Source organism: Streptomyces sp. CA-210063 (genome assembly GCF_024612015.1).
Classification (GTDB): domain Bacteria; phylum Actinomycetota; class Actinomycetes; order Streptomycetales; family Streptomycetaceae; genus Streptomyces.
The window spans coordinates 4013490-4037468 of sequence record NZ_CP102512.1 but is presented as its reverse complement, the minus strand read 5'-3'; the positions used below and the strand labels follow the sequence as shown (position 1 = coordinate 4037468).

The 23979-nt window shown below is 67.2% G+C and carries 38 protein-coding genes; 32 read left to right on the top strand and 6 right to left on the bottom strand.

All coding sequences use genetic code 11. The features are described from left to right. Positions 1-5 precede the first annotated feature (5 nt). From JIX56_RS17305 to JIX56_RS17295, 3 genes are all read right to left on the bottom strand, one after another. Positions 6-1673, bottom strand: coding sequence for an RNA ligase family protein (locus JIX56_RS17305; RefSeq protein WP_257541698.1), 1668 nt, complete (start codon positions 1671-1673; stop codon positions 6-8). Between the two features lie 117 nt (positions 1674-1790). Further along, on the bottom strand, positions 1791-2657 hold the full coding sequence (locus JIX56_RS17300; protein WP_257541696.1) for a helix-turn-helix domain-containing protein: 867 nt from the start codon (positions 2655-2657) through the stop codon (positions 1791-1793). A gap of 232 nt (positions 2658-2889) precedes the next feature. After that, positions 2890-3381 carry an ATP-binding protein gene (locus JIX56_RS17295; protein WP_257550933.1) on the bottom strand — a complete coding sequence of 164 codons (492 nt, stop codon included), beginning with the start codon at positions 3379-3381 and terminating at the stop codon, positions 2890-2892. A gap of 146 nt (positions 3382-3527) precedes the next feature. Here JIX56_RS17295 and JIX56_RS17290 point away from each other — a divergent pair, with 146 nt between their 5' ends. The 3 genes from JIX56_RS17290 (at position 3528) to JIX56_RS17280 (ending at position 5532) form a co-directional block, all read left to right on the top strand. Beyond that, entirely contained in the window at positions 3528-4403 is an 876-nt protein-coding gene (locus JIX56_RS17290; protein ID WP_257541694.1) for a helix-turn-helix domain-containing protein, read from the top strand. Then, positions 4400-4609 (top strand): DUF397 domain-containing protein, encoded by a 210-nt coding sequence (locus JIX56_RS17285; RefSeq protein WP_257541692.1) that lies wholly within the window; start codon positions 4400-4402, stop codon positions 4607-4609. The genes JIX56_RS17290 and JIX56_RS17285 overlap by 4 nt, the downstream gene beginning before the upstream one ends. Before the next feature lie 95 nt (positions 4610-4704). After that, complete coding sequence (locus JIX56_RS17280) at positions 4705-5532, top strand: hypothetical protein (RefSeq protein WP_257541690.1); 828 nt, start codon at positions 4705-4707, stop codon at positions 5530-5532. 70 nt (positions 5533-5602) lie between these two features. Here the strand turns inward: JIX56_RS17280 and JIX56_RS17275 are convergent, their stop codons facing one another. Further along, positions 5603-6805: an HTTM domain-containing protein gene (locus tag JIX56_RS17275; RefSeq protein ID WP_257541688.1), complete on the bottom strand. Its 1203-nt coding sequence runs from the start codon at positions 6803-6805 to the stop codon at positions 5603-5605. Position 6806: 1 nt separating this feature from the next. Beyond that, positions 6807-7562: a DUF5819 family protein gene (locus JIX56_RS17270; RefSeq protein WP_257541686.1), complete on the bottom strand. Its 756-nt coding sequence runs from the start codon at positions 7560-7562 to the stop codon at positions 6807-6809. On the opposite strand from JIX56_RS17270, the gene JIX56_RS17265 reads away from it, so the two are divergent. Beyond that, on the top strand, positions 7561-7689 hold the full coding sequence (locus JIX56_RS17265; RefSeq protein ID WP_257541684.1) for a hypothetical protein: 129 nt from the start codon (positions 7561-7563) through the stop codon (positions 7687-7689). The genes JIX56_RS17270 and JIX56_RS17265 overlap by 2 nt on opposite strands. A gap of 73 nt (positions 7690-7762) precedes the next feature. Here the strand turns inward: JIX56_RS17265 and JIX56_RS17260 are convergent, their stop codons facing one another. Continuing rightward, the gene (locus JIX56_RS17260) at positions 7763-7897 is read right to left on the bottom strand and encodes a hypothetical protein (RefSeq protein WP_257541682.1); all 135 of its coding nucleotides are present in this window, start codon (positions 7895-7897) and stop codon (positions 7763-7765) included. 1399 nt (positions 7898-9296) lie between these two features. On the opposite strand from JIX56_RS17260, the gene rpsJ reads away from it, so the two are divergent. From rpsJ to rpsK, 28 genes are all read left to right on the top strand, one after another. Then, the gene (gene rpsJ, locus JIX56_RS17255) at positions 9297-9605 is read left to right on the top strand and encodes a 30S ribosomal protein S10 (protein WP_003948644.1); all 309 of its coding nucleotides are present in this window, start codon (positions 9297-9299) and stop codon (positions 9603-9605) included. Between the two features lie 17 nt (positions 9606-9622). Further along, on the top strand, positions 9623-10267 hold the full coding sequence (gene rplC, locus JIX56_RS17250) for a 50S ribosomal protein L3 (protein WP_257541680.1): 645 nt from the start codon (positions 9623-9625) through the stop codon (positions 10265-10267). A 7-nt stretch (positions 10268-10274) separates the two neighbouring features. Further along, complete coding sequence (rplD, locus tag JIX56_RS17245) at positions 10275-10934, top strand: 50S ribosomal protein L4 (protein WP_257541678.1); 660 nt, start codon at positions 10275-10277, stop codon at positions 10932-10934. Further along, a complete protein-coding gene (gene rplW, locus JIX56_RS17240; RefSeq protein WP_152171195.1) occupies positions 10934-11353 on the top strand; it encodes a 50S ribosomal protein L23 in 420 nt (139 codons plus the stop codon). The genes rplD and rplW overlap by 1 nt, the downstream gene beginning before the upstream one ends. 38 nt (positions 11354-11391) lie before the next feature. Continuing rightward, entirely contained in the window at positions 11392-12228 is an 837-nt protein-coding gene (rplB, locus tag JIX56_RS17235; RefSeq protein WP_033528344.1) for a 50S ribosomal protein L2, read from the top strand. 12 nt (positions 12229-12240) lie between these two features. Beyond that, positions 12241-12522, top strand: a complete 282-nt coding sequence (gene rpsS, locus JIX56_RS17230; RefSeq protein ID WP_003948639.1) for a 30S ribosomal protein S19 — start codon at positions 12241-12243, stop codon at positions 12520-12522. A gap of 42 nt (positions 12523-12564) precedes the next feature. Beyond that, positions 12565-12912 carry a 50S ribosomal protein L22 gene (rplV, locus tag JIX56_RS17225; protein WP_004571827.1) on the top strand — a complete coding sequence of 116 codons (348 nt, stop codon included), beginning with the start codon at positions 12565-12567 and terminating at the stop codon, positions 12910-12912. Next, a complete protein-coding gene (gene rpsC / locus JIX56_RS17220) occupies positions 12912-13742 on the top strand; it encodes a 30S ribosomal protein S3 (protein WP_257541676.1) in 831 nt (276 codons plus the stop codon). Before rplV ends, rpsC begins: the two co-directional genes overlap by 1 nt. Before the next feature lie 5 nt (positions 13743-13747). Next, complete coding sequence (gene rplP, locus JIX56_RS17215; RefSeq protein ID WP_004927269.1) at positions 13748-14167, top strand: 50S ribosomal protein L16; 420 nt, start codon at positions 13748-13750, stop codon at positions 14165-14167. Beyond that, positions 14167-14391, top strand: a complete 225-nt coding sequence (gene rpmC, locus JIX56_RS17210) for a 50S ribosomal protein L29 (RefSeq protein WP_003998824.1) — start codon at positions 14167-14169, stop codon at positions 14389-14391. Before rplP ends, rpmC begins: the two co-directional genes overlap by 1 nt. Beyond that, positions 14391-14678, top strand: a complete 288-nt coding sequence (gene rpsQ, locus JIX56_RS17205) for a 30S ribosomal protein S17 (RefSeq protein ID WP_257541674.1) — start codon at positions 14391-14393, stop codon at positions 14676-14678. The genes rpmC and rpsQ overlap by 1 nt, the downstream gene beginning before the upstream one ends. A 98-nt stretch (positions 14679-14776) precedes the next feature. Beyond that, positions 14777-15145, top strand: coding sequence for a 50S ribosomal protein L14 (gene rplN / locus JIX56_RS17200; protein WP_003998823.1), 369 nt, complete (start codon positions 14777-14779; stop codon positions 15143-15145). Between the two features lie 2 nt (positions 15146-15147). Next, positions 15148-15471, top strand: a complete 324-nt coding sequence (gene rplX / locus JIX56_RS17195; RefSeq protein WP_149825917.1) for a 50S ribosomal protein L24 — start codon at positions 15148-15150, stop codon at positions 15469-15471. Then, positions 15471-16028, top strand: a complete 558-nt coding sequence (gene rplE, locus JIX56_RS17190; protein ID WP_020135807.1) for a 50S ribosomal protein L5 — start codon at positions 15471-15473, stop codon at positions 16026-16028. Before rplX ends, rplE begins: the two co-directional genes overlap by 1 nt. A 5-nt stretch (positions 16029-16033) precedes the next feature. After that, complete coding sequence (locus JIX56_RS17185) at positions 16034-16219, top strand: type Z 30S ribosomal protein S14 (RefSeq protein ID WP_004571834.1); 186 nt, start codon at positions 16034-16036, stop codon at positions 16217-16219. A 214-nt stretch (positions 16220-16433) separates the two neighbouring features. Then, on the top strand, positions 16434-16832 hold the full coding sequence (gene rpsH / locus JIX56_RS17180; RefSeq protein WP_007384075.1) for a 30S ribosomal protein S8: 399 nt from the start codon (positions 16434-16436) through the stop codon (positions 16830-16832). 24 nt (positions 16833-16856) lie between these two features. Next, on the top strand, positions 16857-17396 hold the full coding sequence (gene rplF / locus JIX56_RS17175) for a 50S ribosomal protein L6 (protein WP_257541672.1): 540 nt from the start codon (positions 16857-16859) through the stop codon (positions 17394-17396). A 3-nt stretch (positions 17397-17399) separates the two neighbouring features. Then, on the top strand, positions 17400-17783 hold the full coding sequence (gene rplR / locus JIX56_RS17170) for a 50S ribosomal protein L18 (protein ID WP_005481210.1): 384 nt from the start codon (positions 17400-17402) through the stop codon (positions 17781-17783). Positions 17784-17822: 39 nt separating this feature from the next. After that, the gene (gene rpsE / locus JIX56_RS17165) at positions 17823-18431 is read left to right on the top strand and encodes a 30S ribosomal protein S5 (protein WP_007384078.1); all 609 of its coding nucleotides are present in this window, start codon (positions 17823-17825) and stop codon (positions 18429-18431) included. Beyond that, entirely contained in the window at positions 18431-18613 is a 183-nt protein-coding gene (gene rpmD / locus JIX56_RS17160; protein ID WP_005481207.1) for a 50S ribosomal protein L30, read from the top strand. Before rpsE ends, rpmD begins: the two co-directional genes overlap by 1 nt. Before the next feature lie 2 nt (positions 18614-18615). Next, positions 18616-19071, top strand: coding sequence for a 50S ribosomal protein L15 (gene rplO, locus JIX56_RS17155; protein WP_257541670.1), 456 nt, complete (start codon positions 18616-18618; stop codon positions 19069-19071). Positions 19072-19312: 241 nt separating this feature from the next. Beyond that, positions 19313-20626 carry a preprotein translocase subunit SecY gene (gene secY / locus JIX56_RS17150; protein ID WP_257541668.1) on the top strand — a complete coding sequence of 438 codons (1314 nt, stop codon included), beginning with the start codon at positions 19313-19315 and terminating at the stop codon, positions 20624-20626. Continuing rightward, the gene (locus JIX56_RS17145; protein ID WP_257541666.1) at positions 20626-21288 is read left to right on the top strand and encodes an adenylate kinase; all 663 of its coding nucleotides are present in this window, start codon (positions 20626-20628) and stop codon (positions 21286-21288) included. Before secY ends, JIX56_RS17145 begins: the two co-directional genes overlap by 1 nt. Before the next feature lie 177 nt (positions 21289-21465). Next, a complete protein-coding gene (gene map / locus JIX56_RS17140; protein ID WP_257541664.1) occupies positions 21466-22302 on the top strand; it encodes a type I methionyl aminopeptidase in 837 nt (278 codons plus the stop codon). Positions 22303-22529: 227 nt separating this feature from the next. Beyond that, positions 22530-22751 (top strand): translation initiation factor IF-1, encoded by a 222-nt coding sequence (gene infA, locus JIX56_RS17135; RefSeq protein ID WP_003948620.1) that lies wholly within the window; start codon positions 22530-22532, stop codon positions 22749-22751. 74 nt (positions 22752-22825) lie between these two features. Beyond that, on the top strand, positions 22826-22939 hold the full coding sequence (gene rpmJ / locus JIX56_RS17130) for a 50S ribosomal protein L36 (protein ID WP_003998809.1): 114 nt from the start codon (positions 22826-22828) through the stop codon (positions 22937-22939). Between the two features lie 190 nt (positions 22940-23129). Continuing rightward, on the top strand, positions 23130-23510 hold the full coding sequence (gene rpsM / locus JIX56_RS17125) for a 30S ribosomal protein S13 (RefSeq protein WP_005481202.1): 381 nt from the start codon (positions 23130-23132) through the stop codon (positions 23508-23510). Positions 23511-23574: 64 nt separating this feature from the next. Then, positions 23575-23979, top strand: coding sequence for a 30S ribosomal protein S11 (gene rpsK / locus JIX56_RS17120; protein ID WP_003956432.1), 405 nt, complete (start codon positions 23575-23577; stop codon positions 23977-23979).

Here is a 23979-nt window from a genome sequence, read left to right as displayed (position 1 = left end):
GTTCCTCAGACCTCTTCCTCTACGGTCCCGCTCGCCCCGATGTACCAGGTGCGATGCGCGTCGCCCGGGTACGGCGGGCCGAAGCGGCGGCACTGCGCGGTGAGCACCTCGGGCGGCACCGGGTGCTCGCGGCGGGCGTTGCGCCGCATCAACTCGTCCTCGTCGACCAGGACCACGGCGTGGGTGATCAGCGCGTCGCGGCGGTGGGCGACCGTGTGCACGACCGAGCGCTGCTGCTTGTTGAGGGACGTGGCGTCCCACACCACGGTCCCGCCCGCGGCCAGCGCGGCGTCCAGGCGGTCGAGGCCTTCTCGGAGGATGTCGGCATTGGCCTTCTGGTCGGAGCGGGAGCCACGGGCCGCGCGCAGGTCGTCGAGAGACACGTACGCGTCCACGCCCGGCAGCCCCCGTGCGAACGTGCTCTTGCCGCTGCCGGCCGGCCCGACCATGTGGATCAGCTTCGGGAAGTCGCCGGAACGCCAACGCCAAGTGGCCGCCACGGATTCGTCGACGCTGCCGACGCGCCCCCGGGCGTACGCCTCCCGCGCCTCGGCCAGACACCGGACGGCCGCGTCGGCGGACAGCCCGGCGAAGGCCTCCCGCAGAGCGTCCCCTCCGAGGCCGTACGCCTCCACCTCCTCCGCGTGCAAGGCGGACCAGTCCACCTGCTCCCGGGCCTCGTCCGTGTCGGCCGTGGCCCGGGCGACCGAGTGCAGCAGACCGAGATCGGCGGCGTACGACATCCGGATCAGGCCGGCCCGCCGGTCCTCGTCCGGGTACGGCCGGTGCAGCGCGGGGTGCAGTCCCCCAAGGTCAGCCACGCGCCGGGCGAGCGGCATCCCCACGGCGCCCGCGAGGCGGGTCGCGAGCCGTGCGCGCTGCCGGCCGTGCAGCAGTGCGGCCAGCACACCGGCGAGCCGGTCGTCTCCGGCCCGCCCCGCCGCGTCGAACCGGGCGGCGGCTTCCGGATCGCCCTCCCCGGGCAGCCCGACGGCCTCGGCCAGCGCCGCCGCGTCGACGGGCGCGCCCGAGCGCACGGCCCACAGTCCGGCGCGCGCCCCAAGCCCGTTCTCGACGACCGCCGCGTGCATCCAGTGGGTGTCCGTGCGCACATGCCCGGCCCGCACCCACTTGGCCACCCGTTCCCCGAACTCCGCCGCGGCGAAGCTGTCGGTGACCCGGACGACGTACCCCTCCTGCAGCCCGAGATCCAGCCGCAGCGCGCGCAGCGCCCGCTCGTCGAACGTCCCCCGCCACAGCACACGCGGCACCGGAATCCCGAGCCCGCGCAGAAACTCGACCGTCCGGTCCCAGCCCAGGCAGTGGCCTTCCCCGTCCCACACGGAGAAGCCGTAGAACCAGCTCTCCAGGTCCGCGTACGCGATCGAATGCCGGGCGTACATGTTCTCCCCGCACACCCGCCAGCCCTCGGGGATCGCATGCCCGATACGCGCCTGGAGCGCCTTGACCCAGGTCCGGGACGGGTGATGCGCCGAGTCGAGGGACCGGGCGTGCAACCCGTCGGCGTACAGCGTCGTGTTCTCACCGTCGAGCTTCTCGGTGACGACGACCTCGCGCCCGCGCAGCCCCGACAGGTCCGCGACCCGGAGATCGTCGGGGGTGGCGCCGGGGGACCAGGGCAGATGCCGGGTCCGTGGATAGTGCGTACGCATGATGAACGTTCCCGTGACAGCCGCCGTCGCCGTACGTGAGGGCGGTACCTGATCAGCGTAGGAGCGTGCGGCGGGACCGGGCCAACGGATTATGCGCGGCTCGGGGGCCCACTTCGGTCATACGGATGCCCGGCAGTCGCGACAGCGGCCGGTCCCGGGCGGCGCCCGGAATCCTCGATCGCAGCCGTCGCAGTTCTTGAGCGGGTGCGGGACGGCCGGCGGTGACTCGGGTGCCCGGAACGGGGGCGGGGGCGGCAACTGAGCCGTGAGGCGGTGGGCCAGGAGAGCTGCCGGGCGGTGGAGGGGCTCGGCTGGGAGGTCGCTGGTCAGGGCGTGGCGTACGGCGGTGGGGGTGAGGTCACGCTCCAGCCAGGCGGCCACGCCCGGGGCGAGGTGGGTGGCGTCGCAGGCGGAGAGGAGGAGGCGGGGGTCCGTGCGGCGCAGGTCGGCGAGGAGGTCGGTGGCGGTCTGGAGGAGGGTGGGGGAGGGGTAGGCGGGTTGGGGGACGGCGGGTAGGGACTTGCGCGGTGCCTTCTTCCGCGCTTCGCGGGCTCTGCGTACGGGCTCGTCCTCCGCGTGACGGCGGCCGGGCTGGTTGCAGGAGGTCGTGCGGGTGATGATCCGGCCGCCGGGGGTGCGTACGCGCTCCCGCCGCAGGTAGCCGTGGGTCTCCAGCTCCCGCAGCGCGGCGGCGATACGGTCGCGCCCCTCCGGGAAGCGGTCGCTGAGGGTCCTGATGTCGACGCGGGCGCTCTGCGGCAGCGACTGGATGTGCACGGCCAGCCCGATTGCCAGCCCTGACAGCTCCGGGTGCTGGGCGAGGTGGTTGCCGATCACCGTGAAGCGGGTGGTGTGGCGGGTGTGGTCGTGGACCAGGCCGCCGCCGTCGGGGTCGGGGTGCCGCTGGGGGTGCCCGTGGGGGTGTTCCTTGCCCGCATTACGGGACTGGGCGCGCGAGGGCGCGCTAGGGTTCTGCGTATCCATCGGGAAGCTCTTCTCTTCCTTGGTGGTCAGGCCCTCGCACTGGGATTGCCGTCCCGGCGGGGGCCGTCGTATCTCTGCGGTTGTTCTGCGGTTGTGCGGTGTCGTGCTGCGCTGAGCGTAAGGCGCACAACCGGTCTCGACGCCAGCCGAGTTGGCGAGGTTCACTCGCGCGGGTGAGCGCGCTCGGTGGGCGGGAGGGGTGGGGCTTGGTGGGGGTTCTTTCACCCTTGAGTTACTTGGGAAATAGATAGCCCGTGCCACCGAAGCACGGACCACCGGGTGCCGGTGCCGGTCGGAGGGTGACTTCCGCCCAGATGGTCTTGCGTGGGGGCCGCCCCGGTGCGGTGCCCCAGCGGTCGGCGAGCGCCTCGACGAGGAGCAGGCCTCGGCCCGACTCGGCGTCAGGGGCGGGGTGTTGGGTGCACGGAAGTCGTTCGGCGCGCGTGTCGGTGACCTCGATGCGGAGGGTGTCACCGATCACGTACATCGTGAGGTCGAAGTCGCGGCCCCGAATCCGGCCGTGTGTCGCCGCGTTGGCCGCCAGCTCGGCGACGATGTGCTCCGCCGGGTCGGACGGCAGCCCCCAGGTGCGCAGTTGTTCGGTCGCGAGAAGGCGGGCGAGGCGGGCTCCGCGTGGCGTGGGGGACAGCCGCACGCTGAAGTTGCGGACGGGGCTGTGGAGTTCGGCCTGGGCGGCGACGGTTTCCGTATTCACATCACTCAGCGTGGCGGTGCGTGCTTACTGTGAACAGTGACTACGCCGTTGCGTACGGTGACTGTCCGGGCGTTGTCCGGTCGTGTCGGGCCTGTCCGGAAGGGCCGTACGGGTAGGGGGCGTTGAGGCACGACGGTACGGCGGAGAGGTGCGCGATGTTGGTGGACGGCGACGCGGGGCGGCTCAAGACGGAGGCGGACGAGCCGGGTTGGGAGGTGGACCCCAATGACGACTGGGGCGTCGCGGTCGTCGCCACGGTGGGCCGGCAGCTGAAGCTGCGCCGCGAGGCTGTGGGGATGCGGGCGGCCGACTTCGCGACGGCGGTCGGGTACGGCGAGGACCTGGTCTACAAGATCGAGGGCGGGAAACGGATTCCCCGCCAGGAGTATCTGGACAAGGCCGACGAGGTGTTGGGGGCGGGTGGGCTCATCTCCGCGACCTGGGAGGACGTGAAGAAGGTCCGGTACCCGAAGAAGGTGCGGGAGCTGGGGAAGCTGGAGGCTCAGGCGGTCGAGATCGGGGTGTACGAGTGCAACATCATCGCCGGGCTGCTCCAGACGCCGGACCACGCGCGGGCCGTCATCGGGGCGGCTCAGCCGCCGTACTCGCCGGACGATGTGGAACGCATGGTGGGGGCTCGGCTGGCGCGGCAGGCGGTCTTCGAACGCTCACCCGCTCCGGCGCTCAGTTTCGTCCTGGAAGAGGGTGCTCTGCGACGTCCCATCGGAGGCACAATGGTGTGGCATCAGCAGCTTGAACGTCTGCTGGAGGTGGGGCGGTTGCACAACGTCGTGCTTCAGGTGATGCCGATGAGCAGCGAGACCCACTCCGGCCTCGACGGTCGGATCGAGCTGCTGAAATTCGCGGACGGCACGGCCGTGGGTCGCTCAGACGGCGCGTTCAACGGCCGACCGACATCGGAGCCCAAACACCTGCGCATCCTTGAGCTGCGGTATGGCACCATCCGGGCTCAGGCGCTCTCTCCACGGGAGTCGCTGGCCTTCATCGAGCAACTGCTGGGAGAAACATGATCCGCGAGACCACTGCCGGGGACGCCTCCGATCTGGCGTGGTTCAAGAGCAGCTACAGCGGCGGCAACGACGGCAACTCCTGCGTCGAGATCGCCATGGCCCCCGGCACCGTCCACGTCCGCGACTCCAAGAACATAGTCGGCCCTCAGCTCGCGCTCACGCCGACGGCGTGGGCGGACTTCGTGTCGTACGCGGCCGAGGGCTGACCGTCCCGGCTCCCGGCTGGGCGGCCAGGAGGGCATGGCCACGTCATTGGTAATCTGCCGCTTCTTCTCATCGGCATCCTCCTGAAGAGGTGTGAATGAAAACAGGCAGACGGACCGTCGCGGTGGCCACGCTCGCGGGAGCGTTGGCGCTCTCGGTGCTCAACGCCCCGGCGGCCCAGGCGGCGGACACCGGTATCACCGTGTCGGACGTCGTCATCAACAACGGCAAGCCGATCGTGGTCGGCACGTCGAAGGAGGTGGAGCCGCCCCTCTCCTTCACCATCGCTCTGCCGTCCGGATACAGCACCGCTGAGCCGTCCCGCTACGACGCGTACCCGTTCCTCTACCGCGGCAGCATCAAGACGGCGGCCGACACCGGAGAGAACTTCATCCAGCCGGGCAGCTACACCTGCTTCGAGATCGACTCCAAGCACGCCCGCTGCGAGGGCAACCTCTACATCGACCCGCACCCGAGCCAGGAGCATGTCGACTCCAACAGCGACGCCACGACCTGGAAGGTCGGCGTCTCGCTGCGCCTGTGGAAGGCCGACGGTGGCCTCAAGACCTCGGAGCTGGAGACGCGGTCCAAGACCGTCCAGCTCAAGCGCGCGGCCAAGGCCACCGTCAACGCCACGCCGGAGCCGGTCACCAAGGGCAAGACGATCACCGTCACGGGCAAGCTGACCCGGGCGAACTGGAGCACCAAGAAGTTCGGCGCCTACAGCGGCCGCACGGTCAGCCTCCAGTTCCGCGCGAAGGGCACCGACACCTTCAAGACGGTCAAGAAGGCCACCACCAGCAGCACCGGGACCCTGAAGACCACGGTCACCGCCTCCACCGACGGCTCCTACCGCTGGGTGTACTACGGCAACTCGACGACCGGCGTCGCCACCAGCGCGGCGGACTACGTCGACGTGCGCTGACGGGGCGAACGAGAACGACCGGTGCCCCCGCCTCGTCGGCGGGGGGCACCGGCGTGCTGATCGGCCGGGCTCAGGCGGCCGCGACTCTCCTGGTCAGCGCGGGCCGGGGCAGGCGGCCGCAGCGGGCGCCGAGGGCCACCAGGAACGCGGTGGGCAGGAAGATCGCGTCGCACGCGACCATGGCCAGCGAGAAGAAGGGGAGGCCGAGCAGCACCGCGATCCCCAGGTGCTCGCCGATCATGACGGCCACCAGCACGTTCTTGACCTTGCGGTTGCCGAGGGTGAAGGGGAAGGCGACCTGCAGCATGACCGTCCCGTAGCTCAGCACCAGGACCAGCATGGTGTTGGCCGCGACGATCGCCGAGAGCCAGGGCCAGGGGGAGAAATACTCCAGGTTCAGCGCGTAGTGCAGAGCGCTGCCCTCCTGCCACTTCGGGCCCTGCACCTTGTACCAGCCGGACGTGGCGTAGATCAGGCAGATCTGTCCGGCGATCGTCAGCATCGCGGCGTTGTGCAGCAGGGACGCCCCCACGTCCAGCAGCGCGCGCCCCTCGGTCTCGCGGAACCAGCGGTTGACCGCGTACCACAGCCCCTGGACACCCCAGAGAACCCAGAGGAACAGAGGCCATCCGGTGTCCATGCCGAACGCCATCAGCAGGAAGATCCCGGTGGCCGCCCACAGGGCCACTCCCGTGCGGTCGTCCGGGTCCTTCCGCCGCTCTCCGGGGGCGGCGCGCCGCGCGTCCAGCGACCAGACCTGGGCGCAGCGGGTGAAGACCAGGTAGATCACCATGATGCGCATGACGTTGTCGCCGCCGTCGCCCACCAGGGGATTACGGTTCTCCAGCGAGAGCACCCCGATCATGAGCAGCACGCTCATGGTCCTGGTGCGCCAGCCCACCATCACAGCCAGGGCCGAGGCGATGGTCAGCGCGTAGACGATCTCGAACCAGACCTGGCCGCCGGACCAGTGCAGGACGCTGAACGTCCCGTCCAGGCGCCCGAATTCGAGCGCCATCTCGTGCGACAGCGGGCTGCGGTCGCCGAACAGCACCCGGCGGTGCGGCCACTCCCGGAGCAGAAGGGCGGAGATGGCCACGGCCAGGCCGATACGGAAGATCGCGGCCTGATAGGGGGCGCGGGTGGTGCATGCGAGACGTGCGAAGCGGGCGAGGGCCTCTCGGAAGCGGTCGACGACCGACCGGCGGGGCGCTGCTTCGGGAGGAGTCGACGTCGTAGTGGTTCGGGTCGACGTAGGTGTTGCGGTGCTCAATTCACAGCCCCTTGTAGTCCTGGTCGGTCACCGGCCACCACGGACGCACCTGATAGGTGGTCGTGTCGGACGGCTCCTCGGAGCTCCACGACGGGGGCGACACCTTCGAGTAACGGCCCGCGAGCTGTACCGCTGTGATCCGCTCGCCCTCCCACTGACGCCCGACCCGTTGCAGCGCCACGCGCTTCAGGTAGGCGACGGCCACCTTTCCGCGGATGCCCTTGGGCAGGTCGTTCGGGCCGTGCCAGTTCTCGGAGTTGTCCCAGGCATTGCGGAGCATGTTCTGGTGCGCGTGACTCGGCGCCGGATCACCCTTGATCTCGTCCAGGTCCTGGGCCGTGAGGTTGATCCACTCCGAGATGTGCGCGGTCCCGTCGTCGGCCGTGGTCCGCAGGCGGACACCGACGGCGGCGTTGCGCTGCAACGGATCGGGGGCGAACAACTTCCAGTTCTGTTGGAACTCGGGTTCGAGATACGCGTTGATCGTCCGCTGGTTTCCGATTCTGAGGGCGTTGGGCGGGGCCAGGCTCAGGAAGGTCATGACCAGATGCGTCACCAGGGCACCGGCCAGGAGGGCGGCGGTGGCGGTCAGCACGCCGACAGAGGTTCGGGACCACCGGCGGTGGGTGTCGCCGTCCGTGGCGCGTGCGGGGTCGCTGTCACGTGGGGGGTGCGCCCCGGCTGTCTCCGGCTCCGCAGTCGGGAAGGCGTCCTCGTGGGCTCCCGGCCGTGGAGGGGGCAGGTACTGCGTCGTCATGGCCGCACTTGTCGAACGTCCGGCGGCGGATTTGCTGGAGGATTCCATCACGTTCCTTCTGCTGGGCGGCCCGTGCGGCGGGAAATTCCTCGCCGTACGGGCCGCACACCTGACGCGTCGCTCGTGAAATTCGAGGAAGTGTCAGGCAGAACCAGGCGATTCAGCAGCGGCCGCTCGGCGCTGCGGCGACCGCTTTTCGCTCAGTCGAGGGGGCAGTTGTTGACGCGTACGCCGGTGAAGTTGATGTCGGGGTGAGCCGCACTCAGCAGATCGGCGATCCGGTTCCGGTGGAAACCGGGGTTTTGGTAGTACTGGCCGAATTGCAGGACATACATGAGCGTGGGGTTGGTCGGCGCGCCTTGGCGGACGCCGAGCTGAGAACGGGGCGGGGCCGAGCCGAAGACGGAACTGTAGGTGGTTCCCCCCCCCAGCGGCTGTGAGAGCCGGGTTGTAGCCGACCCAGGACTCGGGGTGGTTCCGCCAGTAGCCGGGCGAGCACCACTCGGGCTCACCAGGGTTGGCGGCGGCTGCAGGGGCGGCGGCAGCGGGAGCGGCGGCAGCGGGGGCCGCAGCAGCAGGGGCGGCGGCAGCGGGGGCCGCCAGCCCGATGAGCCCGGTCGTGACTCCGATGTCTCCCAGGATCTTCGGCGCGAAGGTCAGGTTCTGGGTGCAGAAGCCGAAGTCGCGGCCCTTGCAGCTGTGGTGGAGGTTGTACTTGTTGAGCTTGACCTCCTTGTGGCTCTTGTCGTCGCCCTTGCCGTGCTCGTCGTGGGCGGGGGACCGAGTGCTGCTCTGGGTGTGCGCCGCCCAGGGGCGTTCCCAGCCGAGTGCCTGCGAGGCGGTGGTGGTGCCGAGCGAGACGGTGAGTACGGAGGCTCCCACGAGGAAGGCTCGAGTGACCCGCATGACGCTCCTTTCCCTTTTTTCGCGTGGGATTACGACTCCCACGTCTTCGGGGAAATTAGAGCCAGGTCGAGGTGGGGAAATCAAATAGGCGGCTGCGATGCGCCCATAGGGAAATAAAAATGCATCAGAAGGGCGGCTTTTCATCGCATTTAATGACCGGATTTCTGGGCCGTCGGGCGATGAACGGTGGTTAATTGGTTGAGTATTCGCCAAACAAGAGGCTGAACGGAGTACCCGCGATGGGGGGGGGTGATTTGGCGCCGGCCTTGTCGGCACGGCCTCTTCGCTGGTCAACGTGTCCGACGGGCGGGACGTCTTTCTCGCCCCGCGGCCGCCCTGGCCGCCGCCGCAGGTGTGCACAGAAGCCTTGCCGGGCCTCCTGGGGTCGGCCCCGGCTCCCGGGGAACCCCTCCAGGTTTGACCTGCGTCACTCTCGGGGTAATCTCTCCGGCTCGATTGGCGGAGGCGCTGCGCCGTATGGCAGACTAGCGGGGTTGCTCGGTCGAGTGTTGATGCTGCGCGCCTCCCGCCGGGAGGACCGGAAGCGAGTCCCACAGTACTCGTCGCCCTAACTGCCTGATGGCAGCGCTGGGGCGGACGTACGGGAATCTTTCGGGAAGTGTCAGTGCGGCGCCGGCCAGGCACCCGGTGGGCCTTTCGTCCTCGGCTTGCGGTTCCGGAAGGGCCGTGCTTCCCGGCAGGGATGTTCGAACAAGGGGCATCTGTGTCAGTGACAGCGCGACACACCCGACCGCGTGGGTCGGAGGAGCGGGTAACGGAACACCGGGTTCCAGAGCGTTAAACGAGACAAAGGACTACTGAGTAGCCATGGCGGGACAGAAGATCCGCATCCGGCTCAAGGCCTACGACCACGAGGTCATCGACTCCTCGGCGAAGAAGATCGTCGAGACGGTGACGCGCACTGGTGCGTCGGTCGCGGGCCCGGTGCCGCTGCCCACTGAGAAGAACGTGTACTGCGTCATCAAGTCGCCGCACAAGTACAAGGACTCGCGCGAGCACTTCGAGATGCGCACGCACAAGCGCCTGATCGACATTCTCGACCCCACCCCCAAGACCGTTGACTCTCTGATGCGACTCGACCTCCCGGCCGGTGTCGACATCGAGATCAAGCTCTAGGGGTCGGTGAGCTGAGAATGACCAAGCAGATCAAGGGCATCCTGGGCGAGAAGCTCGGCATGACGCAGGTGTGGGACGAGAACAACCGTGTTGTTCCGGTCACCGTCGTCAAGGCCGGCCCGAACGTCGTGACCCAGGTCCGTACGAACGACAGTGACGGCTACGAGTCGGTCCAGATCGCCTTCGGCGAGATCGACCCGCGCAAGGTGAACAAGCCCCTCAAGGGCCACTTCGCCAAGGCCGACGTCACCCCCCGTCGCCACCTCGTCGAGATCCGCACCGCGGACGCCTCCGAGTACACGCTCGGCCAGGAGATCACCGCTGAGGTGTTCGAGGCCGGCGTGAAGGTCGACGTGACCGGCAAGAGCAAGGGCAAGGGCTTCGCCGGTGTCATGAAGCGTCACAACTTCAAGGGCCTCGGCGCCGGACACGGCACCCAGCGCAAGCACCGCTCTCCCGGTTCCATCGGTGGCTGCGCCACCCCGGGCCGTGTGTTCAAGGGCCTCCGCATGGCGGGTCGCATGGGCAACGAGCGGGTCACCACCCAGAACCTGACCGTCCACGCCGTTGACGCGGAGAAGGGTCTGCTGCTCATCAAGGGCGCGGTTCCCGGTCCGAACGGCGGCCTCGTCCTGGTCCGCACCGCGGCCAAGGGGGCCTGAGGTACCGATGAGCACTGTTGACATCCTTTCGCCTGCCGGCGAGAAGACCGGAAGCGTCGAGCTCCCCGCGGAGATCTTCGGCGTGGAGAAGGTCAGCATCCCGCTGATCCACCAGGTCGTCGTCGCGCAGAACGCCGCTGCCCGCCAGGGCACGCACAAGACCAAGACCCGCGGCGAAGTCCGTGGTGGCGGCAAGAAGCCGTACCGCCAGAAGGGCACCGGCCGCGCCCGTCAGGGCTCGACCCGCGCGCCGCAGTTCGCCGGTGGTGGCGTCGTCCACGGCCCGCAGCCGCGTGACTACTCGCAGCGGACCCCGAAGAAGATGAAGGCCGCGGCCCTGCGCCACGCCCTCACCGACCGGGCCCGCCACAACCGCATCCACGTCGTCTCCGGCGTGATCGAGGGCGAGAACCCGTCCACCAAGGCCGCCAAGTCGCTGTTCGGCAAGATCTCGGAGCGCAAGAACCTGCTCCTGGTCGTCGAGCGCGCCGAAGAGGCCGCGTGGCTCTCCGCCCGCAACCTGCCCCAGGTCCACATCCTGGAGCCGGGCCAGCTGAACACGTACGACGTGATCGTCTCGGACGATGTGGTCTTCACCCAGGCCGCCCTTGAGTCCTTCGTGTCCGGCCCGAACAAGGCCAACGACACCGAAGGGAGCGAGGCCTGATGGCTACGCGTCACCCGAGCATTGCCTCCAAGGCCGCCAAGGCCGCGAAGGCCGCGCGCGTCGCCAAGGCGAAGCGCCACGCCACCGAGGGCAAGAACACCGTCGTCACCGCGCCCAGCAAGGCGTTCACGGACCCCCGTGACGTGCTGCTGAAGCCGGTCGTGTCGGAGAAGAGCTACGCGCTGCTCGACGAGGGCAAGTACACCTTCATCGTCGCGCCCGGCGCCAACAAGACCCAGATCAAGCAGGCCGTCCAGGCGGTCTTCTCGGTCAAGGTCACCGGGGTCAACACGATCAACCGCATCGGCAAGCGCAAGCGCACCAAGACCGGTTTCGGTCAGCGTGCCGGCTCCAAGCGCGCCATCGTGACCCTTGCCGAGGGCGACCGTATCGACATCTTCGGCGGTCCGACCGCGTAAGCGGGTCGGATCGTCCGATATCGGACGAGGACTGAGAAATGGGAATCCGCAAGTACAAGCCGACTACGCCGGGCCGTCGCGGCTCCAGCGTCGCCGACTTCGTCGAGATCACGCGGTCCACGCCGGAGAAGTCGCTGGTCCGCCCGCTGCACAGCAAGGGCGGCCGTAACAACGCCGGTCGTGTGACCGTTCGCCACCAGGGTGGCGGACACAAGCGCGCCTACCGCGTGATCGACTTCCGTCGTCACGACAAGGACGGCGTGCCGGCGAAGGTCGCGCACATCGAGTACGACCCCAACCGCACCGCGCGCATCGCGCTGCTGCACTACGCCGACGGCGAGAAGCGCTACATCCTCGCCCCGCGCAACCTGCAGCAGGGTGACCGCGTGGAGAACGGTCCCGGGGCCGACATCAAGCCGGGCAACAACCTGGCCCTCCGCAACATCCCGGTCGGTACCACGATCCACGCGATCGAGCTCCGTCCCGGTGGCGGTGCCAAGTTCGCCCGCTCCGCCGGTGCCTCCGTGCAGCTGCTCGCGAAGGAGGGCGCCTACGCCCACCTCCGCATGCCGTCCGGTGAGATCCGCCTGGTCGACGTGCGCTGCCGCGCCACCGTCGGCGAGGTCGGCAACGCCGAGCAGAGCAACATCAACTGGGGCAAGGCCGGCCGCAAGCGCTGGCTGGGCGTCCGTCCGACCGTCCGCGGTGTGGCGATGAACCCGGTTGACCACCCGCACGGTGGTGGTGAGGGCAAGACCTCCGGTGGTCGCCACCCGGTCTCCCCGTGGGGTCAGAAGGAGGGTCGTACTCGCTCGCCGAAGAAGGCTTCGAGCAAGTACATCGTCCGCCGCCGCAAGACGAACAAGAAGCGCTAGGAGCGGGTTTAGATGCCGCGCAGTCTCAAGAAGGGGCCCTTCGTCGACGACCACCTGATCAAGAAGGTGGACGTACAGAACGAAGCCGGCACCAAGAACGTCATCAAGACCTGGTCCCGTCGCTCGATGATCGTCCCGGCCATGCTCGGCCACACGATCGCGGTGCACAACGGCAAGACCCACATTCCGGTGTTCGTCACCGAGTCGATGGTCGGCCACAAGCTCGGCGAGTTCTCGCCGACGCGCACCTTCCGGGGTCACGTCAAGGACGACCGGAAGTCGAAGCGCCGCTAACCGCGGGGTGGAATGACCATGACAGACACTGGAAGGACAACCATGGAAGCCAGGGCCCAGGCGCGGTACATCCGCGTCACGCCCATGAAGGCCCGCCGCGTGGTGGACCTCATCCGTGGCATGGACGCCACGGAGGCTCAGGCGGTCCTGCGTTTCGCCCCGCAGGCCGCGAGCGTGCCGGTCGGCAAGGTGCTGGACAGCGCCATCGCCAACGCCGCACACAACTACGACCACACGGACGCCTCCTCGCTGGTCATCAGCGAGGCGTACGTGGACGAGGGCCCGACCCTGAAGCGGTTCCGTCCGCGTGCCCAGGGCCGTGCCTACCGGATCCGCAAGCGGACCAGCCACATCACCGTGGTCGTCAGCAGCAAGGAAGGAACCCGGTAATGGGCCAGAAGGTTAACCCGCATGGGTTCCGGCTCGGTGTCACCACGGACTTCAAGTCCCGGTGGTACGCCGACAAGCTGTACAAGGACTACGTCAAGGAAGACGTCGCCATCCGTCGGATGATGACGTCCGGCATGGAGCGCGCCGGTATCTCGAAGGTGGAGATCGAGCGCACCCGCGACCGTGTGCGTGTGGACATCCACACCGCGCGTCCGGGCATCGTCATCGGCCGCCGTGGCGCCGAGGCCGACCGCATCCGCGGTGACCTCGAGAAGCTCACGGGCAAGCAGGTCCAGCTGAACATCCTCGAGGTCAAGAACCCCGAGACGGACGCTCAGCTGGTTGCTCAGGCCGTCGCCGAGCAGCTCTCCTCCCGCGTCTCCTTCCGCCGCGCCATGCGTAAGAGCATGCAGTCGGCGATGAAGGCCGGCGCCAAGGGCATCAAGATCCAGTGCGGTGGCCGCCTCGGTGGCGCCGAGATGTCCCGCTCGGAGTTCTACCGCGAGGGCCGTGTGCCCCTGCACACGCTCCGCGCGAACGTGGACTACGGCTTCTTCGAGGCCAAGACGACCTTCGGCCGCATCGGTGTGAAGGTCTGGATCTACAAGGGCGACGTGAAGAACATCGCCGAGGTCCGCGCCGAGAACGCTGCCGCCCGTGCGGGTAACCGCCCGGCTCGCGGTGGCGGCGCCGACCGCCCGGCCCGTGGTGGCCGCGGTGGCGAGCGTGGCGGGCGCGGTCGCAAGCCGCAGCAGGCTGCCGGCGCCGAGGCCCCCAAGGCCGAGGCTCCCGCGTCCGCTCCGGCTGAGAGCACCGGAACGGAGGCCTGACCGACATGCTGATCCCCCGTAGGGTCAAGCACCGCAAGCAGCACCACCCGAAGCGCCGTGGTCAGGCCAAGGGCGGTACGACGGTCGCGTTCGGCGAGTACGGCATTCAGGCCCTCACGCCGGCGTACGTGACCAACCGCCAGATCGAGGCGGCCCGTATCGCGATGACCCGCCACATCAAGCGTGGCGGCAAGGTCTGGATCAACATCTACCCGGACCGCCCGCTCACGAAGAAGCCTGCCGAGACCCGCATGGGTTCCGGTAAGGGTTCGCCGGAGTGGTGGATCGCGAACGTGCACCCGGGACGGGTCATGTTCGAGCTGTCCTACCCCAACGAGAAGATCGCCCGTGAGGCCCTGACTCGCGCAGCCCACAAGCTGCCGATGAAGTGCCGGATCGTCAAGCGCGAGGCAGGTGAAGCGTGATGTCGGCCGGTACCAAGGCGTCCGAGCTGCGCGAGCTGGGTGACGAGGAGCTTCTGGCGAAGCTTCGCGAAGCCAAGGAAGAGCTGTTCAACCTCCGCTTCCAGGCGGCGACCGGACAGCTTGAGAACCATGGCCGTCTCAAGGCGGTCCGCAAGGACATCGCGCGGATCTACACCCTGATGCGCGAGCGTGAGCTGGGCATCGAAACGGTGGAGAGCGCCTGATGAGCGAGAACAACGTGACTGAGACGAACACCGAGACGCGCGGCTTCCGCAAGACTCGTGAGGGCATCGTCGTCGCCGACAAGATGGACAAGACCGTCGTCGTCGCCGTCGAGGACCGCAAGAAGCACGCCCTGTACGGCAAGGTCATCCGTAGCACGAGCAAGCTCAAGGCTCACGACGAGCAGAACGCCGCAGGCGTCGGCGACCGTGTCCTCCTCATGGAGACCCGGCCGCTGTCCGCCACGAAGCACTGGCGCGTCGTAGAGATCCTCGAGAAGGCCAAGTAATTTCCTGCGAGGCGCCCCTCGCAGGACAGTTCCGCCAGGCTCCGGGGGCCGTTCACTGAACGGCCCCCGGGGAACCGGCAGACAATCAGGAGATAGACGTGATCCAGCAGGAGTCGCGACTGCGTGTCGCCGACAACACTGGTGCGAAGGAAATCCTTTGCATCCGTGTGCTCGGTGGCTCCGGTCGCCGCTACGCGGGCATCGGTGACGTCATCGTCGCCACCGTCAAGGACGCGATCCCCGGTGGCAACGTGAAGAAGGGTGACGTCGTCAAGGCGGTCATCGTTCGCACCGTCAAGGAGCGCCGCCGTCCGGACGGCTCGTACATCCGCTTCGACGAGAACGCCGCCGTCATTCTGAAGAACGACGGCGACCCTCGCGGCACCCGTATCTTCGGCCCGGTCGGCCGTGAGCTGCGCGAGAAGAAGTTCATGAAGATCATCTCGCTCGCGCCGGAGGTGCTGTAAGCATGAAGATCAAGAAGGGCGACCTGGTCCAGGTCATCACCGGTAAGGACAAGGGCAAGCAGGGCAAGGTCATCGCGGCCTTCCCCCGCGAGGACCGTGTCCTGGTCGAGGGTGTCAACCGGGTCAAGAAGCACACCAAGGCCGGCCCGACCGCCAAGGGTTCGCAGGCCGGTGGCATCGTCACGACCGAGGCGCCGATCCACGTCTCCAACGTCCAGCTGGTCGTTGAGAAGGATGGCAAGAAGGTCGTCACGCGTGTCGGTTACCGCTTCGACGACGAGGGCAACAAGGTTCGCGTTGCCAAGCGGACGGGTGAGGACATCTGATGGCTACCACCACGACTCCGCGTCTCAAGACGAAGTACCGCGAGGAGATCGCGGGCAAGCTGCGTGACGAGTTCAAGTACGAGAACGTCATGCAGATCCCCGGCCTCGTCAAGATCGTGGTCAACATGGGTGTGGGCGACGCCGCCCGCGACTCCAAGCTGATCGAGGGCGCCATCCGCGACCTCACCACGATCACCGGTCAGAAGCCGGCCGTCACCAAGGCCCGTAAGTCCATCGCGCAGTTCAAGCTGCGTGAGGGCCAGCCGATCGGTGCCCACGTCACACTCCGTGGCGACCGCATGTGGGAGTTCCTGGACCGCACCCTGTCGCTCGCGCTTCCGCGCATCCGCGACTTCCGTGGTCTGTCCCCCAAGCAGTTCGACGGCCGTGGCAACTACACCTTCGGTCTCACCGAGCAGGTCATGTTCCACGAGATCGACCAGGACAAGATCGACCGCACCCGGGGTATGGACATCACCGTGGTGACCACGGCGACCAACGACGCTGAGGGCCGCGCGCTCCTCCGTCACCTCGGCTTCCCCTTCAAGGAGGCGTGAGCGAGATGGCGAAGAAGGCTCTGATTGCCAAGGCTGCTCGTAAGCCCAAGTTCGCCGTGCGCGCGTACACCCGCTGCCAGCGGTGTGGCCGTCCGCACTCCGTGTACCGCAAGTTCGGCCTGTGCCGCGTGTGCCTCCGTGAGATGGCTCACCGTGGCGAGCTGCCGGGCGTGACCAAGAGCTCCTGGTAGTCCCTCCTTTTAGGGACTCCCGAAGCTCTCGGTAAGCACTGGGCGTGTCAGGCGCCCACCCATCCATGGCTTAGGCTTGGAGGGTTGGGCGCCTGACGGTAGCCCGTACGACTTACTACGCCGTAGGTCCCCGCACCGCACCCGTCCCGCCACCGAGTGGGGAGAGGGATGGCGCATACAGGAAACCCCGGCGAGAGAGGCCGAAGGCCAATTCATGACCATGACTGATCCGATCGCAGACATGCTTACGCGTCTGCGGAACGCGAACTCGGCATACCACGACTCCGTGACGATGCCGGCATCGAAGATCAAGTCTCACATCGCGGAGATCCTCCAGCAGGAGGGCTTCATCACGGGCTGGAAGGTCGAGGACGCCGAGGTCGGCAAGAACCTCGTCCTGGAGCTGAAGTTCGGCCCCAACCGTGAGCGCTCCATCGCGGGCATCAAGCGGATCTCCAAGCCCGGTCTCCGGGTTTACGCGAAGTCCACCAACCTGCCCAAGGTGCTCGGCGGCCTCGGCGTGGCGATCATCTCCACGTCCCACGGGCTCCTCACCGACAAGCAGGCCGGCAAGAAGGGCGTAGGCGGAGAAGTTCTCGCCTACGTCTGGTAGCGGAAGGGAACGGAGGAAACAGCTATGTCGCGCATTGGCAAGCTCCCCATCACGGTTCCCGCCGGCGTGGACGTCACCATCGACGGCCAGACGGTCTCGGTCAAGGGTCCCAAGGGCTCGCTGACCCACACCGTCGTGGCGCCGATCGAGATCGCCAAGGGTGAGGACGGCGTTCTGAACGTCACCCGCCCCAACGACGAGCGTCAGAGCAAGGCCCTGCACGGCCTGTCCCGCACGCTGGTGGCGAACATGATCACCGGCGTGACCCAGGGTTACGTGAAGAAGCTCGAGATCAGCGGTGTCGGTTACCGCGTGCAGGCCAAGGGTTCGAACCTCGAGTTCGCGCTCGGCTACAGCCACCCGATCACCGTCGAGGCGCCCGAGGGCATCACCTTCAAGGTCGAGAACCCGACGCGGTTCTCGGTCGAGGGCATCGACAAGCAGAAGGTCGGCGAGGTTGCGGCCAACATCCGCAAGCTGCGCAAGCCCGACCCGTACAAGGCCAAGGGCGTCAAGTACGAGGGCGAAGTCATCCGCCGCAAGGTCGGAAAGGCGGGTAAGTAAGCCATGGCATACGGTACGAAGATCGCTAAGGGCGACGCTTACAAGCGTGCAGCCATCAAGCGGCGCCACATCCGGATCCGTAAGAAGGTCAACGGTACGGCTGAGCGTCCCCGCCTGGTCGTGACCCGCTCGAACCGCCACATCGTGGCCCAGGTGATCGACGACCTCAAGGGTCACACCCTTGCGTCGGCGTCCACCCTGGACTCGTCCATCCGTGGTGCGTCGGAGGACAAGTCGGCGCAGGCCGGCAAGGTCGGCGCCCTGGTCGCCGAGCGTGCCAAGGCCGCCGGTGTCGAGGCCGTTGTGTTCGACCGAGGTGGTAACCGGTACGCGGGTCGCATCGCGGCCCTGGCCGACGCCGCCCGCGAGGCCGGGCTCAAGTTCTGAGCTCGCTGCGTAGCTAGCGGAAAGAGAGAGGTAAATCCAATGGCTGGACCCCAGCGCCGCGGTGGCGGTGCCGGTGGCGGCGAGCGGCGGGACCGGAAGGGCCGTGACGGCGGCGCAGCTGCCGCCGAGAAGACCGCGTACGTTGAGCGCGTTGTCGCGATCAACCGCGTCGCCAAGGTTGTGAAGGGTGGTCGTCGCTTCAGCTTCACTGCGCTCGTCGTAGTGGGCGACGGTGACGGCACCGTGGGTGTCGGTTACGGCAAGGCCAAGGAGGTGCCGGCCGCCATCGCCAAGGGTGTTGAGGAGGCCAAGAAGCACTTCTTCAAGGTCCCCCGTATCCAGGGCACCATCCCGCACCCGATCACGGGCGAGAAGGCCGCGGGCGTCGTCCTGCTCAAGCCTGCTTCCCCCGGTACCGGCGTTATCGCCGGTGGCCCGGTGCGTGCCGTGCTCGAGTGCGCCGGCGTGCACGACATCCTGTCGAAGTCGCTCGGCTCGTCCAACGCGATCAACATCGTGCACGCGACCGTGGCGGCCCTCAAGGGCCTGCAGCGTCCCGAGGAGATCGCGGCTCGCCGTGGTCTGCCCCTCGAGGACGTCGCTCCCGCGGCTCTGCTGCGTGCGCGTGCCGGGGCTGGTGCTGCGTAATGGCTCAGCTCAAGATCACGCAGACGAAGTCGTACATCGGCAGCAAGCAGAACCACCGTGACACCCTGCGTTCCCTTGGTCTCAAGGGCATCAACACGCAGGTCGTCAAGGAGGACCGCCCCGAGTTCCGCGGCATGGTGCACACCGTCCGCCACCTCGTGACGGTCGAGGAGGTCGACTGATCATGGCGGAGAACAGCCCGCTCAAGATCCACAACCTCCGTCCCGCCCCGGGCGCCAAGACCGCGAAGACCCGTGTCGGTCGTGGTGAGGCGTCGAAGGGTAAGACGGCCGGTCGTGGTACCAAGGGTACGAAGGCCCGCTACCAGGTTCCGGAGCGCTTCGAGGGTGGCCAGATGCCCCTCCACATGCGTCTCCCGAAGCTGAAGGGCTTCAAGAACCCCTTCAAGGTCGAGTTCCAGGTTGTGAACCTGGACAAGATCGCCGCCCTCTACCCCGAGGGTGGGGAGGTCACCGTTGCCGACCTGGTCGCCAAGGGTGCCGTCCGCAAGAACAGCCTCGTCAAGGTCCTCGGCCAGGGCGAGATCTCCGTGGCGCTGCAGGTGACGGTCGACGCCGTCTCCGGCTCCGCCAAGGAGAAGATCACCGCCGCCGGCGGTACCGTCACCGAGCTCGTCTGAACACATCAGGTGTCTCGATGACTTGAGCGATCCCGACCGGGGATACCCCACAAATGGGGTATCCCCGGTTGGTCGTTCCAAGGGAGGCAGTCCCGCCGGTAAGGTGGCCTGCACTGTCCGTTTTCACAGGGGACCCCTAACCGGGCACTCGACGCGGCAGTTAAACGTTACGTAAGTCGTCCTCATCAGATCTCAAAACCGTCACCCTTGACGCAGTAGCGCGGGGGTCGCAGGAGGCACCGTGCTCACCGCGTTCGCCCGGGCGTTCAAGACGCCCGACCTGCGCAAGAAGCTGCTCTTCACGCTCGGCATCATCGTGATCTACCGGGTCGGCACCCATGTGCCGATCCCCGGTGTCGACTACACCGCTGTCCAGTTCTGTATCGACCAGGCCCAGACGAACCAGGGTCTCTTCGGTCTCGTGAACATGTTCAGTGGTGGCGCGCTGCTGCAGATCACGATCTTCGCGCTCGGCATCATGCCGTACATCACGGCGAGCATCATTCTGCAGCTGCTGACCGTGGTGATCCCGCGTCTGGAAGCCCTGAAGAAGGAGGGGCAGGCCGGCACGGCGAAGATCACGCAGTACACCCGTTACCTGACGGTGGCCCTGGCGATCCTTCAGGGCACCGGCCTGGTCGCCACCGCCCGCAGCGGCTCGCTGTTCAGCGGCTGCCAGATGGCCGGCCAGATCGTTCCCGACCGCTCGATCTACACCACCATGGTCATGGTCATCACCATGACCGCCGGTACGGCGCTCGTCATGTGGCTCGGTGAGCTCATCACCGACCGCGGCATCGGCAACGGCATGTCGATCCTGATGTTCATCTCGATCGCCGCCACCTTCCCGTCCGCTCTGTGGGCCATCAAGGAGCAGGGTGACCTGGCGGGCGGCTGGATCGAGTTCGGCACCGTCATCGCCGTCGGCCTGGTCATGGTCGCGCTCGTGGTCTTCGTCGAGCAGGCCCAGCGCCGTATTCCGGTCCAGTACGCGAAGCGCATGATCGGCCGCCGGTCCTACGGCGGCACGTCGACCTACATTCCGCTGAAGGTCAACCAGGCGGGCATCATCCCTGTGATCTTCGCCTCGTCGCTGCTCTACATCCCGGCGCTCATCGTGCAGTTCTCGAACTCCACGGCCGGCTGGGCGAGTTGGATCACCAGCAACCTGGCCGACACGGCCGCGCCGGCGCACATCACGGTCTACTTCTTCCTGATCATCTTCTTCGCCTTCTTCTACGTGGCCATCTCGTTCAACCCCGAGGAAGTCGCGGACAACATGAAGAAGTATGGTGGCTTCATCCCGGGCATCCGGGCTGGCCGACCGACCGCTGAGTATTTGAGTTACGTGCTCAACCGGATCACCTGGCCGGGTTCGCTGTACTTGGGTCTGATCGCTCTGGTGCCGACGATGGCGTTGGCCGGTTTCGGGGCGAACGCGAACTTCCCGTTCGGCGGTACCAGCATCCTGATCATCGTGGGTGTGGGTCTGGAGACGGTGAAGCAGATCGAGAGCCAGCTCCAGCAGCGCAATTACGAAGGGTTCCTCCGCTGATGCGAATCGTCCTCGTCGGGCCGCCGGGTGCGGGAAAGGGAACGCAGGCCGCGTTCCTCGCCAAGAACCTGTCGATCCCGCACATCTCCACGGGCGACCTGTTCCGGGCCAACATCAGCAAGCAGACGGAACTCGGCAAACTCGCGAAGTCCTACATGGACAAGGGCGAGCTGGTGCCGGACGAGGTCACCATCGCGATGGCCAAGGACCGCATGGAGCAGCCGGACGCCGAGCAGGGCTTCCTGCTCGACGGCTTCCCGCGCAACGTCTCGCAGGCCGAGGCGCTGGACGTGACGCTCCAGGACGAGTCCATGAACCTTGACGCGGTGCTGGACCTGGAGGTCCCCGAGGAAGAGGTCGTCAAGCGGATCGCCGGCCGGCGCATCTGCCGGAACGACTCCGCGCACGTCTTCCACGTCACGTACAAGAAGCCGAAGCAGGACGGCGTCTGCGACGCCTGCGGCGGCGAGCTGTACCAGCGTGACGACGACTCCGAGGAGACCGTCCGCAAGCGCCTGGAGGTCTACCACACGCAGACCGAGCCGATCATCGACTACTACAAGGCCCAGGGCCTCGTGGTGACGATCTCGGCCCTCGGTCCGGTGGAGGACGTCACCCAGCGCGCCATGGAGGCGCTCAAGCGCGAGGACGACGACAAGTAGGTCTCGTCGATCAGTACGTCGGCCGCGGCGCCCTTGAGGGGTGCCGCGGCTGCTTTGTGCGGCTGAGCCGCCGCCGCTCTCGCGGACGTGGTGATTCGCCGCTGTGCTTGCCCCATTGATGGTTGCGGCACACTTGACCCCAGTCATGCTTACCGGAAGTGGAGAGGCGAGAGCCTGATGGTGCAGATCAAGAGCCCCGAGCAGATCGCCAAGATGCGCGAGGCGGGGCTGGTCGTCGCCGCCATCCACGCGGCCACCCGGGAGGCCGCCGTGCCGGGCGCCTCCACGAAGGACCTCGACGAGGTGGCCCGCAAGGTGCTCGCGGAGCACGGGGCCAAGTCGAACTTCCTCGGATACGGCGGCTTCCCGGCGACCATCTGCACGTCGGTGAACGAGGTCGTGGTCCACGGCATCCCGAGCGACGAGGTCGTCCTGAAGGACGGCGACATCATCTCCATCGACTGCGGCGCGATCGTGGACGGCTGGCACGGTGACGCGGCCTACACCGCGTTCGTGGGGTCCGGTCACGCACCGGAGCTTCTTGAGCTGTCCCGGGTGACCGAGGAGTCCATGTGGGCCGGGATCGCCGCGATGAAGCAGGGGAACCGGCTCGTGGACGTCTCCCGGGCCATCGAGACGTACATCCGCCGGCAGCCGAAGCCGGGTGGGGGTAAGTACGGGATCGTCGAGGACTACGGGGGCCATGGCATCGGGACCGAGATGCACATGGATCCGCATCTGCTGAACTACGTCGAGCGGCGGCGGGGGAAGGGGCCGAAGCTGGTGCCGGGGTTCTGCCTCGCCATCGAGCCGATGGTGTCTCTGGGCACGCCGAAGACGGAGGTCCTGGCGGACGACTGGACCGTGGTGACGACCGACGGCACGTGGTCTTCGCACTGGGAGCACTCGGTGGCGTTGACGGTGGACGGGCCGTTGGTGCTGACCGCGCCTGACGGGGGTAAGGCGAAGCTGGCCGAGTATGGGATTACTGCGGCCCCTGATCCGATGGGCTGAGTTCTCGTTGCCGGGTGCGCGTGGTTCGTGGTCGCTCGCGCAGTTCCCCGCGCCCCTTGAGGGGCGCTCCTGCCGGGCGGCATAAGGATCTTCCGCCTTGGGCATCCTTACCCGAATTCGTGTTTCCGGGGGCCCTGACGTAGACTGACTCGTCGGCTCTCGTGTTTCCGTATGTCTTCATTCGGTCGCTCGGAGTCGATCAAGGTAGTCGATTCGAAGGGCGAAGCGTGGCCAAGAAGCAAGGTGCCATCGAGATCGAGGGCACTGTCGTCGAGTCTCTGCCGAACGCCATGTTCAAGGTCGAGCTCCAGAACGGCCACCAGGTCCTGGCACACATCAGCGGCAAGATGCGTATGCACTACATCCGCATCCTCCCTGACGACCGGGTCGTGGTGGAGCTGTCTCCGTACGACCTGACGCGTGGCCGGATCGTCTACCGCTACAAGTAGATCTTGCCCCCGCTCTCCGTGCCCCGGTCTCCCGGGGATGCGGGTGGTGGCACTGACCCGGAGAACCTCACCCCATGAAGGTCAAGCCGAGCGTCAAGAAGATCTGCGACAAGTGCAGGGTGATCCGCCGTCACGGTCGGGTCATGGTCATCTGCGAGAACCCGCGCCACAAGCAGCGCCAGGGCTGACGCACGACCGACCCTCTGCTCGATTCGCAGAGATTCGCGCGACGCAAGCTGAATATGTTCATACGCAGGACCCAGGTGTGCTTTGCGCCTGACACCCTCGGCTCGGAGGCCGAGGACCCAGTTCGTACCTGGTACGGCGGCTGGGAACCGGTTCTGCGGAAGACCTCCGACAATCACCAGGAGCCATTGAATGGCACGCGTTTCCGGTGTTGACATCCCGCGCGACAAGCGCGTGGAGGTTGCCCTCACCTATGTGTTCGGCATCGGCCGGACCCTCTCCCAGGAGACGCTGGCAGCGACCGGCGTCAACCCCGACACCCGCGTTCGCGACCTCTCCGAGGAGCAGCTCGTCGCGATCCGCGAGTACGTGGACAACAACATCAAGACCGAGGGTGACCTCCGTCGCGAGGTACAGGCCGACATCCGCCGCAAGGTGGAGATCGGCTGCTACCAGGGTCTCCGTCACCGTCGTGGTCTGCCCGTCCGCGGTCAGCGCACCAGCACGAACGCCCGTACCCGCAAGGGCCCGCGTCGCGCCATCGCCGGTAAGAAGAAGCCGGGCAAGAAGTAGTCCTCAGCGGACGCTCACCAGCGGTCTTCGCTGTAGGACCGACCACCTCCCGTAGGAGTTATAGATGCCCCCCAAGGGTCGTCAGGGCGCTGCCAAGAAGGTGCGCCGCAAGGAAAAGAAGAACGTCGCTCACGGCCACGCGCACATCAAGAGCACGTTCAACAACACGATCGTCTCCATCACGGACCCCTCGGGCAACGTGATCTCCTGGGCCTCCGCCGGCCACGTCGGCTTCAAGGGCTCCCGGAAGTCCACGCCGTTCGCCGCGCAGATGGCAGCCGAGTCGGCTGCCCGTCGCGCGCAGGAGCACGGCATGCGCAAGGTCGACGTGTTCGTCAAGGGCCCGGGTTCGGGTCGTGAGACGGCCATCCGTTCGCTTCAGGCGACCGGTCTCGAGGTCGGCTCCATCCAGGACGTCACGCCCACCCCGCACAACGGCTGCCGTCCGCCCAAGCGTCGCCGCGTCTGA